A 16,770-nucleotide genomic window follows, 5' to 3' on the forward strand; every position below is an offset into this window, starting at 1 on the left:
AGGAGATTAGAATGATTCAACTGGATATAAATACTAAACTTTATGATTTAGCAACCGCTCATCCTGAGATTATTGATTTAATGGACGGCTTGGGTTTTCATGAGATAAAAATGCCTGGTATGCTACAAACTGCGGGAAGAATGGCAACGATTCCCATGGGTGCAAAAATGAAACATATTGATTGGGATAAAATTGTTCATGTTTTTGCTGAAGCTGGTTTTGAATTTTCAAAACCGATGGAGGAAGAAAAATGACTGACATGAAAAAATCAACAACAACGGAGCGTCAAAAAAGAATTGTCGAAATTTTAAGGCTTTTGCATGATGGTGGTTCATTTGAGGAGGCGAAACAAATCTTCAATGAAGAGTTTGATGGAGTTGATGTGTCTGAAATTACCGGTGCTGAAAAAGCATTAATTCAAGGAGGACTCAATCCGTCAGAAATTCAAAAATTATGTAATATTCATGCGGCTGTTTTTAAGGGTTCAATCAAAGATATCCATCAGTCATCTTTAGAAGAAAATATTCCAGGTCATCCAGTTCATACAATGAAACTCGAAAATCAAGTGATTACTTCCTTACTAAATGACGAAATTCGTTGGGTCTTTTCTAAAATTGAAAAAGGAGATTGGACCTTGAAGGGGCGTTTACTTGTGGCAGTGGAGGACTTATATAATATTGATAAGCATTATGCTAGAAAAGAAACATTGATTTTTTCTTTTATGGAAAAATATGGAATTACTGCGCCACCAAAAGTGATGTGGGGTGTAGATGATGCCGTGCGAGAGATGAATAAAGAAGTCATTGCTTATTTAAAAACAGACAAAACAGCTTTAAACCCATTACGCGAAATGCTGGAAAATTTACTGACAGAAATTGAAGAGATGATTTTTAAAGAAGAAGCAATCATGATTCCAATGTGTTTAGATGTTTTTTCTTTAAAGGATTGGGAACAGATTGAGGAGGATTCTAATGAAATTGGTTATTCATTTATTGCAGAGCCTTTAAAATGGCAAGCGTCTAAGGAATCAATTGCAAAGGAAAAAGAACGCGAACCACAAAGGCTTGTGGCGATTGAGTCTGCTAAAGCAATGACAGCAGATATTGCCAAAGAGGCAGCTCCTAAAGTTGTTAAAGCAAAAGAGCTAAAGCGTCAATATGATTGGGAAAAGGTAGAAAGTGAGGGAGTTGTTGTTTTGCCAACTGGAATGATGCACCTCAATGAATTGACAGCTTTATTTAATGTTCTACCTGTTGACTTGAGTTTTGTTGATAAAGAGGATATTGTTCGGTTTTTCTCTGGGGGAGAACGAATTTTCCCACGCGCAAAATCTGTGATTGGACGGCGTGTCATTGACTGTCATCCGCCAAAATCAATGGCTGTGGTTGAAAAAATATTGGAAGACTTTAAATCAGGTGCGCGTGATCAGGCTGATTTTTGGATTGATCTGCATCGTTTCAATAAAAAAGTATATATTCGCTACTTTGCGATGAGGGATGAAGAAACAGGAGAATATCTGGGGTGTTTGGAAGTTTCGCAAGATATTACGGCCATTCAGAACTTGGTAGGAGAAAAGCGTTTAGATGGTCATGAAAAAACGACTTCTGAATATGAGAATCAAGTAGCTAAATCAATGAAAAAAAATACTGACAAAGTTGCCAGAGGTGAAATGCCTGATTTTGTTAAAAAGATGCTAGCTGACAAATAGACTTTTGTTTGAGAGGATAAATTTTCTAGCTGATAAGTTAAAAAATTATTGATGGACTCTTTTCTTGATAAAATTAGGACCGAAAATAAAATTATAAAAATTTTTAATTTTGTTCAATTTGCTCTCGTATTTGTTGGTATATCTTGGTATAATAAATGATTATGACAAGAAAAAATATTTTGAAAGCTCAGCGAATTGTGGTGAAGATTGGCACGAGTTCCTTGATTTTGCCAAATGGAAAAATAAATTTATCAAATATTGACGAACTGGCTTTTGTCTTATCTGATTTGAATAATAAAGGTTATGAAGTGATTTTGGTGACTTCTGGGGCGATTGGTGTGGGCTTGAATGTCCTTGGAATGGACAAACGTCCAAAAGGAATCGCAGACCAACAGGCTTTGGCTTCTATCGGTCAGGTCGAATTGATGAGTCTTTATACGCAAATGTTTCGCCGTTATTCACAAAAAGTTTCGCAATTACTTTTGACTCGTGATGTAACTGATTTTCCAACGAGTCGTGAAAATGCTGAAAATGCATTGAATGCTCTACTTGCACTGGATATTATCCCGATTATCAATGAAAATGATGCAATTGCTGTTGATGAAATGGACCATCAAACAAAATTTGGCGATAATGATAAACTGGGAGCGATTGTGTCTAAGTTGGTTCATGCCGATTTGTTGATTATGCTTTCAGATATCGATGGACTTTTTGATAAAAATCCGACGATTTATGATGATGCTAAAATTTTTAATGAAATTCATGAAATTACTGATGAATTACGCCAAATGGCTGGAGGTGCCGGTTCTCGTTTTGGTACTGGTGGGATGACTTCGAAATTGGCGGCTGCCCAAATTTTATTTGAAAATGGTCAAGAAATGGTTCTGACCAATGGCGAGCGGATTCGAGAGATTCAACAAATTATCGAAGGACGTGAGATTGGGACTTATTTTCATCAAAAATTTTGAGGTACTTCTAAAAAGCAAAGCCGTTTTTGCGATGCGACTAGGTGTTTCAGCGACATAGCGAGCATGGTCAGCCTAGCGAAGCAGGACTCAAAGAAAGAAGGATAAAACGATGATTGAAGAACTTGGATTAAAGGTAAAAACAGCGAGCAAAGAAGTGGCAAAGCTATCAACTGCTGAAAAAAACACTTTTTTGCAAAAATTGGCTGACAGTCTTGTCGAAAATACGGACAGAATTATCAGCGAAAATGCAAAGGATTTAGCAAAAGCCAAAGGACATGGAATTTCTGAAATTATGGTTGACCGTTTACGCCTGACTGCTCAGAGAATCTCTGATATGGCGACAGGATTGAGACAAGTTGCGGAACTTCCTGACCCAATCGGGCAAGTCCTGCAAGGTTTCACTAATCTTGACGGACTTAAAATTGTTCAAAAAAGAGTGCCACTTGGTACGGTCGGAATGATTTTTGAAAGTCGTCCAAATGTAACCATCGATGCTTTTTCACTTTGTTTCAAAACAGGAAATTCTGTCTTGTTACGTGGCGGGTCTGATGCGATTTATTCCAATATGGTTTTAGTTGAAATTATTAAGGAAAATTTGCTGTCAGCAAAAATTACTGACGGAGTGGTTGAACTTTTATCTGACACGAGTCATGCTGAAGCTGAAAAGATGATGCAAGCTGATAAGTTCTTAGATGTTTTGATTCCACGTGGGTCGGCTAGATTGATTAATCGTGTCAAAGAAAAAGCAACGGTTCCTGTCATTGAAACTGGGGTTGGAAATTGTACGATTTTTGTTGACGAATCGGCTGATTTGGATATGGCGACTCGGATTGTGATTAATGCAAAAACACAGCGCCCAAGTGTTTGCAATGCGGCCGAAAGTTTAGTGGTTCATGCAAAAATTGCTGACAAGTTTTTGTCTAAACTCCAAAATGAAATCAATAAAGTCCATGAAGTTGAATTTCGTGCTGATGAACGAGCGTTGAAAGCTCTGTCAGCTGGAATTCCTGCAACTGACGAAGATTTTGGAATGGAATTTTTAGATTATATTCTGTCAGTAAAAACGGTTGATAATTTGGATGAAGCAATTGAGCACATTAATACTTATTCAAGTCGTCATTCGGAAAGTATTGTTACTCATGATTATTTTAATGCACAAAAATTTCAAGATGAAATTGATGCGGCGGCCGTTTATGTCAATGCTTCAACCCGATTTACTGACGGCTTTGTATTTGGTTTGGGTGCTGAAATTGGGATTTCAACTCAAAAACTTCATGCAAGAGGTCCGATGGGACTAGAAGCTCTAACCTCAACTAAATATTTGATTGATGGCACAGGACAAATTCGTTAAAAATAATAAAAGACTCGGCTTATAAAAAGTCGAGTCTTTTGTTTATCAAGGATGTTGTCAGTAAATTCTTGAAATCATTATTTACCCAGTTAATATTTATCCATAATCTCATAAATTCACAGTTCTGTCAGTAAACAATCAAAACTTTTATTTGACAGTATAAAGTTCATAAATCATCACATTGAACTGACAGAAGCAATGTAATCTATAAATAAATTAATTGAAAAGCTGTCAGTAAATTAGACTTCATAAATCATATGTTTTTTATGTTCGTCAACCGTTTCGTCAAGTTCAATTGCTGAGCGGCACACTTTTTCACTTTCCAAAAGCGTGCGAACCGCAATTTTTGCTTCAGAAAAATCTTGATTTTCAGGAATTACAATGTGAATCATGGCTGCATTTTGTTCTCCATCAATTGACCAGATAATAAGTTGAGTAACGCTACGTACTTCTGGGAGTTTTTCAAGAGCGATTAGGAGCTTCTTGTAATCAATATCTTCAGGAACCGATTCCAAAAGAATACGTAAAGTGCCCCAGAATTTTGGAATGGCTTTAGATAAGATGAACAAAGCAATTAAAATAGAAAGAAGAGGATCCAACCAGTACCAATCAACAAAATGAAGGACGATTGAAACAATTAGAACGCCTAACCAACCTAAAACGTCTTCAAGCGCGTGAAGATTTAAGATACTTTCATTTCGTGAGGAACCACGAGCCAAAAGCCAGGCTCCAAATCCATTGGCAACAATGGCAAAAATTGCCAAACCGAGCATACCTGTTGCTTCCACAGGTTGAGGGTTAAAAAATCGAGGAAGAGCCTCGAAAAGGACAATGAAACTCCCTGTAATTAAAATTACACTGGTCAGTGAGGCGCCAAGTAAACTAAAACGTTGATAACCAAAAGAGAAATGTTTATCCTCCCGACGTTTAGAAAATTTTTGGAAAAACCAGGCCAAACCAATGGCTACGGCATCTCCGGTGTCATGCACTGCATCAGACAAAATAGCAGTTGAATTAAAAATGACTCCAAAGATGAATTCTAAAATTGCAAAGAAGAGGTTCAGTCCAAAAACAATCGTCACATTTTGAGAAACGAGTTTGTCCAAGTGGTCATGTTCGTGCTCCAATTTGAGAGCTTTCTTATTTTTAAGACTCATGATTTCCTCCTTCTTGCTCGTCCAGATGCTCTGCAACGTCTTTCAAAAGATGCAAAATATGTCGGTCATAAATACTATAAGTGACTGTTTTTCCAATTTTCTCATTGGTTAAAATACGTGCGTTTTTTAATAATTTTAATTGTTGACTAACGAGTGATTGTGAAAGCTGAGTTCGCTCAACAATCTCATTAACCGTTAAATTATCAGTAGCAAGGCTGGAAATAATTTTTAAACGTCCATCATTAGAAAAAAGTTTAAAAAATTCAGCAATATCTTTTTCATTAATCATATTATTATATTATAATTTTATAATATGTTTGTCAAGCTTTTTTAAATATTTTATTTTAAGGTATTTTTGTTATGATGATTAAGGACAAAAGAAGGGAATGAGGAATGCAAAGTTTAATAAATAAAATCCAACTTTTTTTCGAGCAAATCAATCATTTTAATGATAATCAAAAAATAATTGCTTTAGGACTTTTGGGCGGTTTGTTAGCTGTCCTCTTTGCTTATCGCTATTTAGCTATTTTAATCACTTTACTCCATGAATTCGGTCATGCTTTTATGGCAAAAGTCACTTTTGGGAAGGTTTATAAAATTCATCTAAATCCTGATACATCAGGTGTAACAGAAACAACTGGTGGTTGGCGTAGTCTTTTTATTTTATTATCAGGTTATCCTAGCCCTCTACTATTTAGTGGACTGTTTGTCTGGTTTTTGCGATTAAATCATCCAGAGTTTGTTTTGTTTGTATTGCTTTTTGTCAGTATCTCTGTCCTTTTTGTAATAAGGAATTGGTATGGGGTGCTTATTTGTTTACTAGGGGTAATCCTAACGGGAAGTTTGATTTATTTTGGTCAGTCAGAAGTTTTTACAGGAATTGCAGGGATGTTGATTGCCTTTCTTACTTTAGGCGCTTTTCGGGATGTTAGAGCCGTTTTTCATCATCATTTAGGGCCTTCTGACGCTGATTTATTGCATGAAAAATTTACATTTATTCCTGCTTTTGTGTGGAAACTTGTCTTGCTTTTGCTTATGTTTCTTGCTCTAGTTCCGGTGTGGCGAGGTCTTGCGAGTCTATTATTATTTTGATATAAGAGAATCAAAAAGATTTTTTGACAAAGTTCAAAAACTTTGCTATAATCTATCTAACCTTTAAGATTGTCCAGAGAGGCAGGCAAGGTCAGAAATTAATAATGTAATAATATGATGGATACTGTCCATTTTCTGATACCTACCTGCATTCTCTTTGGAATGCAGTTTTTTTGTATACTGACGGACATCTTATTAATGGAAGTATTAATCGATAAATGAAAGATTTGTCAGTTAACTGACAGATTAATCATTAAGAATGAAAGGAGCCAAAATGGCTAGAAAAGAAATTATTGACGAAATCACAATGAAACGTGCAATTACACGGATCACTTACGAGATTATTGAACGTAATAAAGAACTGGACAAATTGGTTTTGATTGGGATTAAGACACGCGGTGTTTATTTGGCCAAAAGAATCCAAGAACGTTTGCAACAACTGGAAGGTTTGGAAATTCCTTTTGGTGAGCTGGATACACGTCCATTCCGTGATGATAAACAAGCACAAGAAGATACAACAGAAATTGATATTGATATTACAGGAAAAGATGTCATTCTTGTTGATGATGTGCTTTACACAGGTCGGACAATTCGTGCGGCAATTGACGGAATCGTAAAACTTGGTCGCCCAGCCCGTGTTCAATTGGCTGTTTTAGTTGACCGTGGACATCGCGAATTACCAATTCGTGCAGACTACGTTGGGAAAAATATTCCAACAGGTCATGATGAAGAAATCATCGTTCAAATGTCTGAGCATGATGGCAATGACAGTATTTTAATCAAACGTGAAGATTAAGAAATAAGTTCTCTGTCAGTAATTTAAGAAAAAGAGTAATCTATAAGTTACTGACAAAGTTTTCAATAAATATTCAACTTAGAGTTTTAGGAGAAAAAAGTGCACGATAATGATATTATCTTAAAAGTTGATGAGAAACCAGCTGCCAGTCAGTGGTTTGGACTCTCATTTCAACATTTGTTTGCCATGTTTGGCTCAACGGTTTTAGTTCCGATTTTAGTTGGGATTAATCCAGCGATTGCCCTATTGAGTTCAGGACTTGGTACACTTGCACACATGAGTGTTACAAAATTTAAGGTTCCAGCTTACATGGGGTCAAGCTTCGCTTATATTGGTGCGATGACTTTACTGATGAAAAATGGCGGAATGCCAGCCATTGCCCAAGGAGCCATGACAGGTGGTCTGGTTTATCTGATTGTCGCTCTGATTGTGAAATTTGCAGGTAAAGGTTGGATTGACAAAGTTTTACCACCAATCGTTGTTGGACCAATCGTTATGGTTATTGGTTTATCCCTTGCGCCAACAGCAATTAATGATGCCATGTATACCGATGTTGCAAATCTAAAAGGATACAGTTTAGCTTATATCATTATTGCCCTCATCACTGTGTTATCAATTGTCGTTTACAGTATTTATGGAAAAGGATTTCTGTCAGTCGTTCCAATTTTACTCGGAATCATCACAGGTTATGTTGCAGCAATGATTATTGGGAAAATCACTGGCATGACCATCGTTTCCTTTACGGGAATTTCACAAGCCAAATGGTTAACACTTCCACCAATGGAGATTCCATTTGCTAGCTATAAATGGGCTTTCTATCCGTCAGCAATCTTGACGATGGCACCCATTGCTTTTGTCACAATGACTGAACATTTTGGTCATATCATGGTCTTGAATTCATTAACAAAAAAAGATTATTTTAAAGAACCAGGACTTGAAAAAACGTTGACAGGGGATGGTTTAGCACAAATCATCGCCGGCTTTATCGGTGCGCCACCGGTGACCTCTTATGGTGAAAATATCGGAGTCATGGCAATTACAAAAATTCATTCGATTTATGTGATTGCTGGCGCTGCGGTTCTTGCCATTGTTGTCTCATTTGTTGGCAAAATCACAGCTCTTTTACAATCAATTCCAGCACCAGTTATTGGTGGAGCATCAATTGCACTCTTTGGAGTTATTGCAGCCTCAGGTCTGAAAATTTTGGTTGAAAACAAAGTTGATTTTGATATTAAGCGCAACTTATTGATTAGCTCAGTGGTTCTTGTTATCGGGATTGGTGGAATGATTATCAACATCACTCAAAACTTACAAATTTCATCAGTAGCTATTGCTACGATTCTCGGAATTGTCTTAAATCTAGTCTTACCAAAAGATGCTAGCGAAATTTAAATATCTAAAAATTACTGACAGAACTGCCAGTTCAATGTGATGAATAATGAGCATTGAATCGGCGAATAAAAGATTCGTCAGTTTACTGACAAAACTGTCAGTAATTAAAAAAGTGGACTTATTACTGATGGAAATCTCGGTAAGTATTTCGTCAGTAAATAAAAATTTTGTCAGTTTACTGACGAAATAAATATATTGTCAAAAAACTGTTGTGACAGAGAGCACACAGTCAGGGTAAAGGAGACCTTATGTCAGTAAAAAATGGATTAGTTCAACTCGAAAACCTTACAAGCATGGAAAACTTGAGCGTTGATGAAGTCATGGGACTTATCAAAAGAGCCTCAGCTTTCAAAGCAGGAAAAGCAGACTTCGCTTTAGATGAGCAAACTTTCGCTTCAAATCTATTCTTTGAAAATTCTACAAGAACCCATCACAGTTTTCATATTGCCGAACGTAAACTTGGACTTGATGTTCTTGAATTTGATGCACAAGCTAGTTCAATCAGTAAAGGTGAAACACTATACGATACGGTTTTAACGCTTGATGCACTTGGTGTTGACATCTGCGTCATTCGCTCTGGAGTAGAACATTACTACGAAGAATTAGTGAATTCAGACAATATCCACTGTGCCATTGTCAATGGTGGAGACGGTTCAGGACAACATCCAAGTCAATGTTTACTTGACTTGATGACTATTTATGAAGAATTTGGCAAATTTGAAGGACTAAAAATTGCAATTTCTGGAGATTTAACACACTCACGTGTGGCTAAATCAAATATGATGATGTTGCAAAAACTTGGAGCTAGACTTTATTTCACTGGTCCAGCAGCATGGTACAGTGAAGAATTTGACGATTACGGGCATTATGCCAACCTAGACCGTATTTTACCAGAACTTGATGTTCATATGCTCTTACGCGTGCAACATGAACGTCATGACAGTGGTGAAAGTTTTTCAAAAGAAGGTTATCACACTCATTTTGGACTGACGCAAGAACGAGCAAAAATGTTGAAACCAACAGCAATTATTATGCACCCAGCTCCTGTTAATCGTGATGTTGAAATTGCTGACAGCCTCGTTGAAAGTCCACAAAGTCGCATTGTTCAACAAATGAGCAATGGTGTTTACACACGTATGGCCATTCTTGAAGCCATTCTTGCTGGAAAAAAAGCGAAGTAAGTTGAAATTGATGACAATAGGACAAAAAGAAATATTCAAAACTAAATTGTTCTGTTTTTAAAGCAAAGTTTAAAGGAAATAATTATTATGAGCAAAAGACTTTTAATTTTAGAAGATGGAACTATTTTTGAAGGAGAAGCCCTCGGGGCAAATTTAGATGTGACGGGTGAGCTTGTCTTTAATACAGGAATGACCGGTTATCAAGAATCAATTACTGACCAATCTTATAACGGGCAAATTTTGACTTTCACTTATCCAATCGTAGGAAATTACGGAGTTAACCGTGATGATTACGAGTCTATCCACCCAACTTGTAAAGCCGTTGTCGTTCATGAAGCAGCACGTCGCCCATCAAACTGGCGGAAGCAAATGTCATTTGATGAATTTTTAAAATCAAAAAATATTCCCGGAATTACTGGCGTGGATACAAGAGCAATCACTAAAATTGTTCGTGAACATGGGACAATGAAAGCTTCACTGGTTCAAGCAAGAGATGAAGTGGACCATCAAATGAGTCAACTTCAAGCCACTGTATTGCCAACTAATCAGGTTGAAACAAGTAGTACAGCGACTGCTTATCCATCACCAAATACAGGTCGAAAAGTCGTTGTTGTCGATTTCGGATTGAAGCACAGCATTTTACGTGAACTATCAAAACGCGAATGTAATTTGACAGTTGTTCCTTACAATACCAGTGCTAAAGAAATTTTGGAAATGGAACCTGACGGAGTTATGCTGACTAACGGTCCGGGAGATCCAACAGATGTTCCAGAAGCCATTGAAATGATTAAAGAAGTTCAAGGCAAAATTCCCATTTTTGGAATATGCCTAGGTCATCAATTATTTAGTCTTGCCAACGGTGCGACAACTTACAAAATGAAATTTGGTCACCGTGGCTTTAATCATGCTGTTCGCGAAGTTGCAACAGGACGAATTGATTTTACCTCACAAAATCATGGCTATGCCGTTTCATCAGAAAATTTACCAGAAGATTTGATGATTACCCATGTTGAAATCAATGATGACTCAGTTGAAGGAGTGCGTCACAAACATTTCCCTGCATTTTCAGTTCAATTTCACCCAGATGCGGCTCCCGGCCCACATGATGCCAGTTATCTTTTTGACGATTTCATGGACCTCATGGATAACTTTGAAAAATAGGAACTATATATATCAAGGTTTTTAGAGATTATTATAAATTTGTCTTTTTAAAGGGGCAACAAAGGGCAAATAAAAAAACGTTCTAATTAACATCAGGACGTTTTTTTATTTCTGGCATAGTAGTTTTATTCAACACATCAATTCTATCTTTTCTTGATTTATTTTTGATGTTTGTTTAATATTGTTCATAGAAAAATTCACTAATTTACAAATTTTTTCTTGTTGGAGTGGGGATTGTAGTAATTTATCTTTTCCTTTCTTGAGGGCTTATTGCAAGAGTACAAATTGTAATATGGATAATTTTTTTCCTACCGTTTCAGATATAAATGAGGCTTTATAATATATTTATTTCAAAATGAACTATTTCATAAGATGACTAAGTACCTATGCAATAGGTATTATTTTGTCAAAATAAAGAAGAACCTAAAAATAGTTAGATTCTTCTATTATAAAATTTATTTAATTATTAATAGCTCTAAGTGCATACCAAGCAATCCCATTACTTTGCCACCCAGCTTTGATTAAATTATCACGTTCATACGTGTTCATTGTGTAAGTGTGACTGTCTGCATTACCTTTGGCGTTTGGATTATAAAGACGATAGACAGGGAGATTGCCTCCTGAGTGCCATGAAACTCCTTCAGCTTTCCAACCAGCCTTCACTAAACTATCGCGTTCAAATGAACTGGTTGTATAAAGATGACGCCCGTTGTTCGGATTATATAGACGATAAACATCTGCACCTTTGGTAGGGGCTACCCAACCAACACCTTCATATGACCACCCTGCCTTTTTAAGGCTTTGTGCTTCATAAAGAACTCCTGTGTAGTGGTGTTGACCAGCATTTACATTATACAAACGGTGAATATATTGTTCCCCGGCTTTTTGACCATCGTTATTAGGCTCTTTTCCGTTATCCGTCGCGATGATTCTACGAGCAAAACTTGGTTGAAAATATGGGCTTATTGTATTAATTTGAACAGTTTGTCCATAATCAGGTGCGTGGATATATTGATTTCCCCCAATATACATTGCAACATGATATGTAGCTCCTCGGTTTCCCCAGAAAATTAGGTCCCCTGGTTGTAGACTATTTAAAGAAACCTCTGTTCCTAATTTCTCTTGATTAGTAGTAACGCCCGGAAGATTCATCCCTAATGCTTTAGCATATGTATAGTTTATAAGTCTATCACAAGTAAATTGTTTTGGAGGTGTTGCTGTCCCATAAGGAGTTCCAATATATTTTTTTGCCTCAGCGACTAATTTTTCACCATTACTCATAGTAGCTCTTAGAAAAGCTCTACTCATGATTGGATTTTGCTCATCGTAGAACTTAGAAACATCCTCTTCTGGTTCCAAGTAAGGAATATTCATCATATCTGTAAATTGCTCCTCAGAATATCCTTGTTCTAATGTTTCTTTTTTCAATTCAGAGTAGTGCACTTTTTGGTAGTCTTTCGCATCTTGCTTGTTATTGAATGTTGGGCTGTCAGCGCAAACTTTTATTGGTTTCCCTGCACCTAAAAAAACTGACACTCCAAGAATACAGAGCGAGATTAACAGAAATTTCTTTTTCATAGTTCTCCTTTTCACAATAATATTATCAGAAATAAAAATGGATTGCAAAAGAAAACTTAAACAAAACTAAAAATTTAATTGAATGAAAATATAAAATTAACATAGTAAATCTATCATAATTGTATAGAAATTATAGTTCCTACAAATATGAATAGAGTGTTTGTGATGTAATTATCCCCTGCTATTGATAATATATTTTTATTTCTTCTGCTTGGAATTGAGAAGTTGTGCTACTCAGGACAATAGAGTTTTAGAGGATATTGACTGAATGAGATGTTAATAGGCTCGGATGCCGGCTCAGGAGCCACATTTATCTGAATCATATTTGTTATTGAATAAGGTGTAACATGTTCATCGTTTCCTGTAAATCTATCAGTGACATTAAGTTGGAAGGTCTCATTTGCAGAATTGATGGTAGGAGTATTCGCGATCATCCCTATATGTGAATTATTATCTATGGGGATATTAGAAATGATTATATATTCAAGCTTTGGGCTAATGTCAATATCTTCTATCGTGAGAGAAGTACCACCATAGAAAACGAAAGTTGCGGTTCAGGTAGTAATATCTCCTTGGAGAACCTCAATAATCTCAGACTCAAGTCCCATGTTAAAAATCTCAATTGTAGAAATATCATTCTTCTTCAGCCTGTAAAGAAACATCTGATGACATCTTGTCAAGTTGATCTGCCTCTAGGGGAAGAGAGCGATAATAGTAGTAGTAGAAAGTACACTAGTATATAGAATACGAGTGGCGAGTGCAGCAATCGATTTTTCATTTACAAAACTAAAGTAAGATATATAGTACGCTCTAATAATAAACAATAAGCTTTAAAATTATTGTTTGAAGATATTATTAGCTTTATTTCTGATTTGTGGAAGAATTATAGGAGGACTTAGATATGAGTAAATTATAAAATAAAAGCTCTACAATTTGGTTGAAATCTTTAAATTTGGAACTGCTATAATCAAATATATTAAATCAGTGGGTACAGGAAAGATAGACTGTTATGATAACCAGTGACTTATACTTTTTTTGTATAACTAAACTTGGTGTGTCAGAAACTTAAAGATGATATTTCAAATTAGGACTGACTGTTAAGCTTATATAAATTAAAAATGATAATTGTTACTACAGCAGAGTCAGATAAAAAAGTAATTGAGGAGAGTAGGTTTATTATTCGTTTAAGAAATCAGTTTTATAATATAGCCATTCCAAAATTTTTCATAATTTGACTCCTAAGCGCCGTTTGTTTAGCGCTTTTTATTTGAGATTAATAAATATTACCAATTATAAGTGTTAACAAATTGATGATATTTCTTATTTAAAGAGGAATATTGTATAATAGCATTAGTGGAGGAAGACAAACAATTCTTTATTTGATGATGTTGATAATCTGCAGTATCCTCTACACTTATCAGATTTAATAGTCATTGATAGTTACTGCTGATTATCGCATTGGTTCTTTAGCTCAGTTGGTCAGAGCTAACGGCTCATAACCGTTTGGTCGCTGGTTCGAGTCCAGCAAGAACCATAATGTTGAAAGATTAATGGTTTATCGAAAAAAGTCTGAACTGGAATAATCTGACTTTTTTCTATTTTTATACTAGCTTGTAGTAGCGAGTTGAAGAGTAGATTAAATTGAAAACCGAGGGTTTAAATTTTTTTCGGATAACTTTGGAGCTACTAAAGAAATGGCTACTTTATCAAATAGAAAAATCAAATACTTGAGAGAGAGTGTTTGTCAAGGTATAATAGTAGTATCTTTATTTTAGCTACTTATCGTTTAATTCTAGAACTCATCGGTTGAACAATCGGAAAGAAACAATAAGGTCTGCTTTAAATAAGGAAAATGGAGTTCTCCTTTGGGAGAATTTTTTAAATAAGTTAATAAATATTTTGGGACATAAAAATAAAGTCGAAAAGAGAAGAGATATGAGGCTTTGGCATGAACTTTTAATTGAAAAACTTCCTAGAGAACAATTACTGGGACAGCATCGTGAATGTTGCGCTTTGCGTGGAAAAGGGTGGGGAAGACCCCATTCGACAGTGGATTATGTCTTTGATTATTCTCCATATAAGCTCTTTCAATATCATTTGCTCATACTACGTGAGATGAAAGTAAGAGGGTATCATCCTGATGAAAAATGGGATAATTCTTTATATAGAGGTCAGATAAGTGAAGCATATTTGGAACTAAAAGCAGTAGTTTGGACCTTTCCTATTTATCCTGAACATAATGATGCGTATCTTGAGTCTTGTAGAGAAAATTTGCGACAAAAAGGAATACTGCTTTAAATAAGAGATCTGGAAAAGTGGAAGTCTAGGAGAATTTATTTAGGCGATACATTTTGCGACAAAATCTGAATGGATCAACAAACCGGATAAAGCTGGAACTAAGTCTCATAAAATATGGACAGTGTAAGAAATATAACAGGTAAAGGATAGGCTACAAAAGGTTTATTGAGGTGTATTGCCAGTAAAGATAGTTTGTAAAGTTTTTTTCTTGACAAAAGATAATTTTAGCTTGAAATTTACCTAGAATTTTGATAGAATGTTTAAGTATTCGTACAACTTTGGTCTGGCAAACAGTCCAAGGCAGAAAGGAAATTCTAACGATGAAACAAAATATCCATCCAAATTACCAACCAGTAGTCTTCATGGACACAACAACTGGTTTCAAATTTTTGACTGGTTCAACTAAAGGTTCTAAAGAAACTGTTGAATGGGAAGACGGAAACACTTATCCATTGATTCGTGTTGAAATCTCTTCAGATTCACATCCATTCTACACTGGTCGTCAAAAATTCCAAGCAGCGGACGGACGTATCGCTCGTTTCGAAAAGAAATACGGCAAACAATAATAAAAATGGTCATTCGACCATTTTTATTTTTAGCAATATAAAGTTGTCTTTAGACAGCTTTTTATTATGAAAAAATGTAAAAATAAGATAAAATAAAGAAAAATGATTAAATTGTGGGAGAATATTAAAAGATGAAATGGTCTTTAAATGAATTAACAAAAAAAAAACAGATTGCTTTCAATGAGAATTTAGACCTTCGCGAGGAACTTGTGAAACGTTCCGCAGAAATTTTAGATTGTCTACCAATTGAAGTTAGTGGTGAAATTGCTTATGATGATGAATTGTTCTATTTGGATTATCAGATTAAAACGACTTTAACCCTACCTTCTTCAAGAAGTTTGAAACCAGTCAAATATCCAATTGATATCCTAGTCAACGAAATTTTTGCAACCGAGGAAACGCTAAAAGGAAATCAGGAATTACTAGATAATGATTTAATTATTGTTTTAGATAAAGACATCATTAGTTTAGATGAGTCAGTGACTGATAATATTCTATTGGAAATTCCGTTGCAAATTTTAGCTGAAAATGAAGAAGCAGAAGAATTGCCAAGCGGGAAGTTTTGGTCTGTTTTGAGTGAAGAAGATTATGCCAAACAACAAGAAAATAAAAAGGAAGAAAAGAAATCTCCTTTTGATGGTTTGAACGGATTATTTGATTAGATGGCTCTCATTTTTTAACAATTTCTGTTGTTAAGCATAAGAAAGCGAAAACAATTTAAAAAAAAGCGTTAAATAGTTTGTACATAAATTAAATTTATCTTATAATAGTATTATAAGAAATCGAATTATGCAGTTTTTTTAACAAAGGAGAATAATATGGCATCAAAGAAAATTTTGATTATTGAGGATGAAAAGAATTTAGCTCGTTTCGTCTCATTAGAATTAGAGCATGAAGGCTATGCCACTGAGATTAAAGATAACGGACGTTCCGGGCTTGAAGAAGCAACTTCAAAAGATTATGATTTAATCTTGCTTGATTTGATGCTTCCTGAACTTGATGGTTTTGAAGTTGCCCGTCGTTTGCGCAAAGAAAAAGATACTCCAATTATTATGATGACCGCGCGTGATTCAACAATGGACCGTGTTGCCGGTCTTGATATTGGAGCAGATGATTATATTACTAAGCCTTTTGCGATTGAAGAACTTTTGGCTCGTGTTCGTGCATTCTTCCGTCGTGAAGAACATGGTCACGCTGTAGAACGTGCTGAAAACACTTCTTTTCGTGATCTTGTAATTGACAAGACTAATCGTACCGTTCATCGTGGTAAAAAAGTAATTGATTTGACGCGTCGTGAATATGACCTTCTTTTGACATTGATGCAAAATGTTGGAGATGTTGTCACTCGCGAACATTTAGTTTCACAAGTTTGGGGATATGAAGAAGGAACGGAAACAAACGTTGTTGATGTATATATCCGCTATCTTAGAAATAAAATTGATGTTGAAGGACAAGACAGCTATATTCAAACCGTTCGTGGTTTGGGTTATGTGATGCGTGAACGCAAATAAAAAAATAAAAA

The 16,770-nt window shown here is 35.5% G+C and carries 17 protein-coding genes and 1 tRNA gene; 15 read left to right on the forward strand and 3 right to left on the reverse strand.

Annotation, left to right across the window (positions count from 1 at the left end; all coding sequences use genetic code 11):
• Window positions 1-11 precede the first annotated feature (11 nt).
• The 4 genes from RSC39_RS04365 (at window position 12) to RSC39_RS04380 (ending at window position 4,027) form a co-directional block, all read left to right on the forward strand.
• Window positions 12-254, forward strand: coding sequence for a DUF1858 domain-containing protein (locus RSC39_RS04365; RefSeq protein WP_043735271.1), 243 nt, complete (start codon window positions 12-14; stop codon window positions 252-254).
• Complete coding sequence (locus RSC39_RS04370; protein WP_332535370.1) at window positions 251-1,708, forward strand: DUF438 domain-containing protein; 1,458 nt, start codon at window positions 251-253, stop codon at window positions 1,706-1,708. Before RSC39_RS04365 ends, RSC39_RS04370 begins: the two co-directional genes overlap by 4 nt.
• A 161-nt stretch (window positions 1,709-1,869) precedes the next feature.
• Window positions 1,870-2,676 carry a glutamate 5-kinase gene (gene proB, locus RSC39_RS04375; RefSeq protein ID WP_332535372.1) on the forward strand — a complete coding sequence of 269 codons (807 nt, stop codon included), beginning with the start codon at window positions 1,870-1,872 and terminating at the stop codon, window positions 2,674-2,676.
• A 109-nt stretch (window positions 2,677-2,785) separates the two neighbouring features.
• A complete protein-coding gene (locus RSC39_RS04380) occupies window positions 2,786-4,027 on the forward strand; it encodes a glutamate-5-semialdehyde dehydrogenase (protein WP_332535374.1) in 1,242 nt (413 codons plus the stop codon).
• 239 nt (window positions 4,028-4,266) lie between these two features.
• Here the strand turns inward: RSC39_RS04380 and RSC39_RS04385 are convergent, their stop codons facing one another.
• Both RSC39_RS04385 and RSC39_RS04390 read right to left on the reverse strand, forming a co-directional pair.
• The gene (locus RSC39_RS04385) at window positions 4,267-5,184 is read right to left on the reverse strand and encodes a cation diffusion facilitator family transporter (RefSeq protein ID WP_332535376.1); all 918 of its coding nucleotides are present in this window, start codon (window positions 5,182-5,184) and stop codon (window positions 4,267-4,269) included.
• Window positions 5,174-5,473 carry a metalloregulator ArsR/SmtB family transcription factor gene (locus RSC39_RS04390; RefSeq protein WP_011676644.1) on the reverse strand — a complete coding sequence of 100 codons (300 nt, stop codon included), beginning with the start codon at window positions 5,471-5,473 and terminating at the stop codon, window positions 5,174-5,176. The genes RSC39_RS04385 and RSC39_RS04390 overlap by 11 nt, the downstream gene beginning before the upstream one ends.
• Window positions 5,474-5,577: 104 nt before the next feature.
• Between RSC39_RS04390 and RSC39_RS04395 the strand changes: the two genes are divergently transcribed.
• The 6 genes from RSC39_RS04395 to RSC39_RS04420 all read left to right on the forward strand — a co-directional run bounded on the left by RSC39_RS04395 (window position 5,578) and on the right by RSC39_RS04420 (window position 10,806).
• The gene (locus tag RSC39_RS04395) at window positions 5,578-6,276 is read left to right on the forward strand and encodes a M50 family metallopeptidase (RefSeq protein WP_332535378.1); all 699 of its coding nucleotides are present in this window, start codon (window positions 5,578-5,580) and stop codon (window positions 6,274-6,276) included.
• Window positions 6,277-6,550: 274 nt separating this feature from the next.
• Window positions 6,551-7,072 (forward strand): bifunctional pyr operon transcriptional regulator/uracil phosphoribosyltransferase PyrR, encoded by a 522-nt coding sequence (gene pyrR / locus RSC39_RS04400; RefSeq protein ID WP_011676642.1) that lies wholly within the window; start codon window positions 6,551-6,553, stop codon window positions 7,070-7,072.
• Window positions 7,073-7,171: 99 nt separating this feature from the next.
• On the forward strand, window positions 7,172-8,464 hold the full coding sequence (locus tag RSC39_RS04405) for a uracil-xanthine permease family protein (protein WP_332535381.1): 1,293 nt from the start codon (window positions 7,172-7,174) through the stop codon (window positions 8,462-8,464).
• 46 nt (window positions 8,465-8,510) lie between these two features.
• Window positions 8,511-8,654, forward strand: a complete 144-nt coding sequence (locus RSC39_RS04410) for a hypothetical protein (protein WP_155723366.1) — start codon at window positions 8,511-8,513, stop codon at window positions 8,652-8,654.
• Window positions 8,655-8,712: 58 nt separating this feature from the next.
• On the forward strand, window positions 8,713-9,645 hold the full coding sequence (locus RSC39_RS04415) for an aspartate carbamoyltransferase catalytic subunit (RefSeq protein ID WP_011676640.1): 933 nt from the start codon (window positions 8,713-8,715) through the stop codon (window positions 9,643-9,645).
• A gap of 87 nt (window positions 9,646-9,732) precedes the next feature.
• On the forward strand, window positions 9,733-10,806 hold the full coding sequence (locus RSC39_RS04420; protein ID WP_332535385.1) for a carbamoyl phosphate synthase small subunit: 1,074 nt from the start codon (window positions 9,733-9,735) through the stop codon (window positions 10,804-10,806).
• A gap of 459 nt (window positions 10,807-11,265) precedes the next feature.
• On the opposite strand, the gene RSC39_RS04425 is transcribed toward RSC39_RS04420, so the two are convergent.
• Window positions 11,266-12,384, reverse strand: coding sequence for an NlpC/P60 family protein (locus RSC39_RS04425; protein WP_063282386.1), 1,119 nt, complete (start codon window positions 12,382-12,384; stop codon window positions 11,266-11,268).
• 1,460 nt (window positions 12,385-13,844) lie between these two features.
• Here RSC39_RS04425 and RSC39_RS04430 point away from each other — a divergent pair.
• The 5 genes from RSC39_RS04430 to RSC39_RS04450 all read left to right on the forward strand — a co-directional run bounded on the left by RSC39_RS04430 (window position 13,845) and on the right by RSC39_RS04450 (window position 16,759).
• A tRNA-Ile gene (locus RSC39_RS04430) sits at window positions 13,845-13,918 on the forward strand.
• A 401-nt stretch (window positions 13,919-14,319) separates the two neighbouring features.
• Window positions 14,320-14,682: a TIGR02328 family protein gene (locus tag RSC39_RS04435; protein ID WP_063282414.1), complete on the forward strand. Its 363-nt coding sequence runs from the start codon at window positions 14,320-14,322 to the stop codon at window positions 14,680-14,682.
• A gap of 320 nt (window positions 14,683-15,002) precedes the next feature.
• Window positions 15,003-15,248 (forward strand): type B 50S ribosomal protein L31, encoded by a 246-nt coding sequence (locus RSC39_RS04440; protein ID WP_003130760.1) that lies wholly within the window; start codon window positions 15,003-15,005, stop codon window positions 15,246-15,248.
• A 131-nt stretch (window positions 15,249-15,379) separates the two neighbouring features.
• Entirely contained in the window at window positions 15,380-15,910 is a 531-nt protein-coding gene (locus tag RSC39_RS04445; RefSeq protein WP_332535389.1) for a DUF177 domain-containing protein, read from the forward strand.
• Window positions 15,911-16,066: 156 nt separating this feature from the next.
• The gene (locus tag RSC39_RS04450; RefSeq protein WP_011676631.1) at window positions 16,067-16,759 is read left to right on the forward strand and encodes a response regulator transcription factor; all 693 of its coding nucleotides are present in this window, start codon (window positions 16,067-16,069) and stop codon (window positions 16,757-16,759) included.
• The last annotated feature ends 11 nt before the right edge of the window (window positions 16,760-16,770 follow it).

Source organism: Lactococcus sp., from assembly GCF_036648155.1.
Lineage (GTDB): Bacteria > Bacillota > Bacilli > Lactobacillales > Streptococcaceae > Lactococcus > Lactococcus cremoris.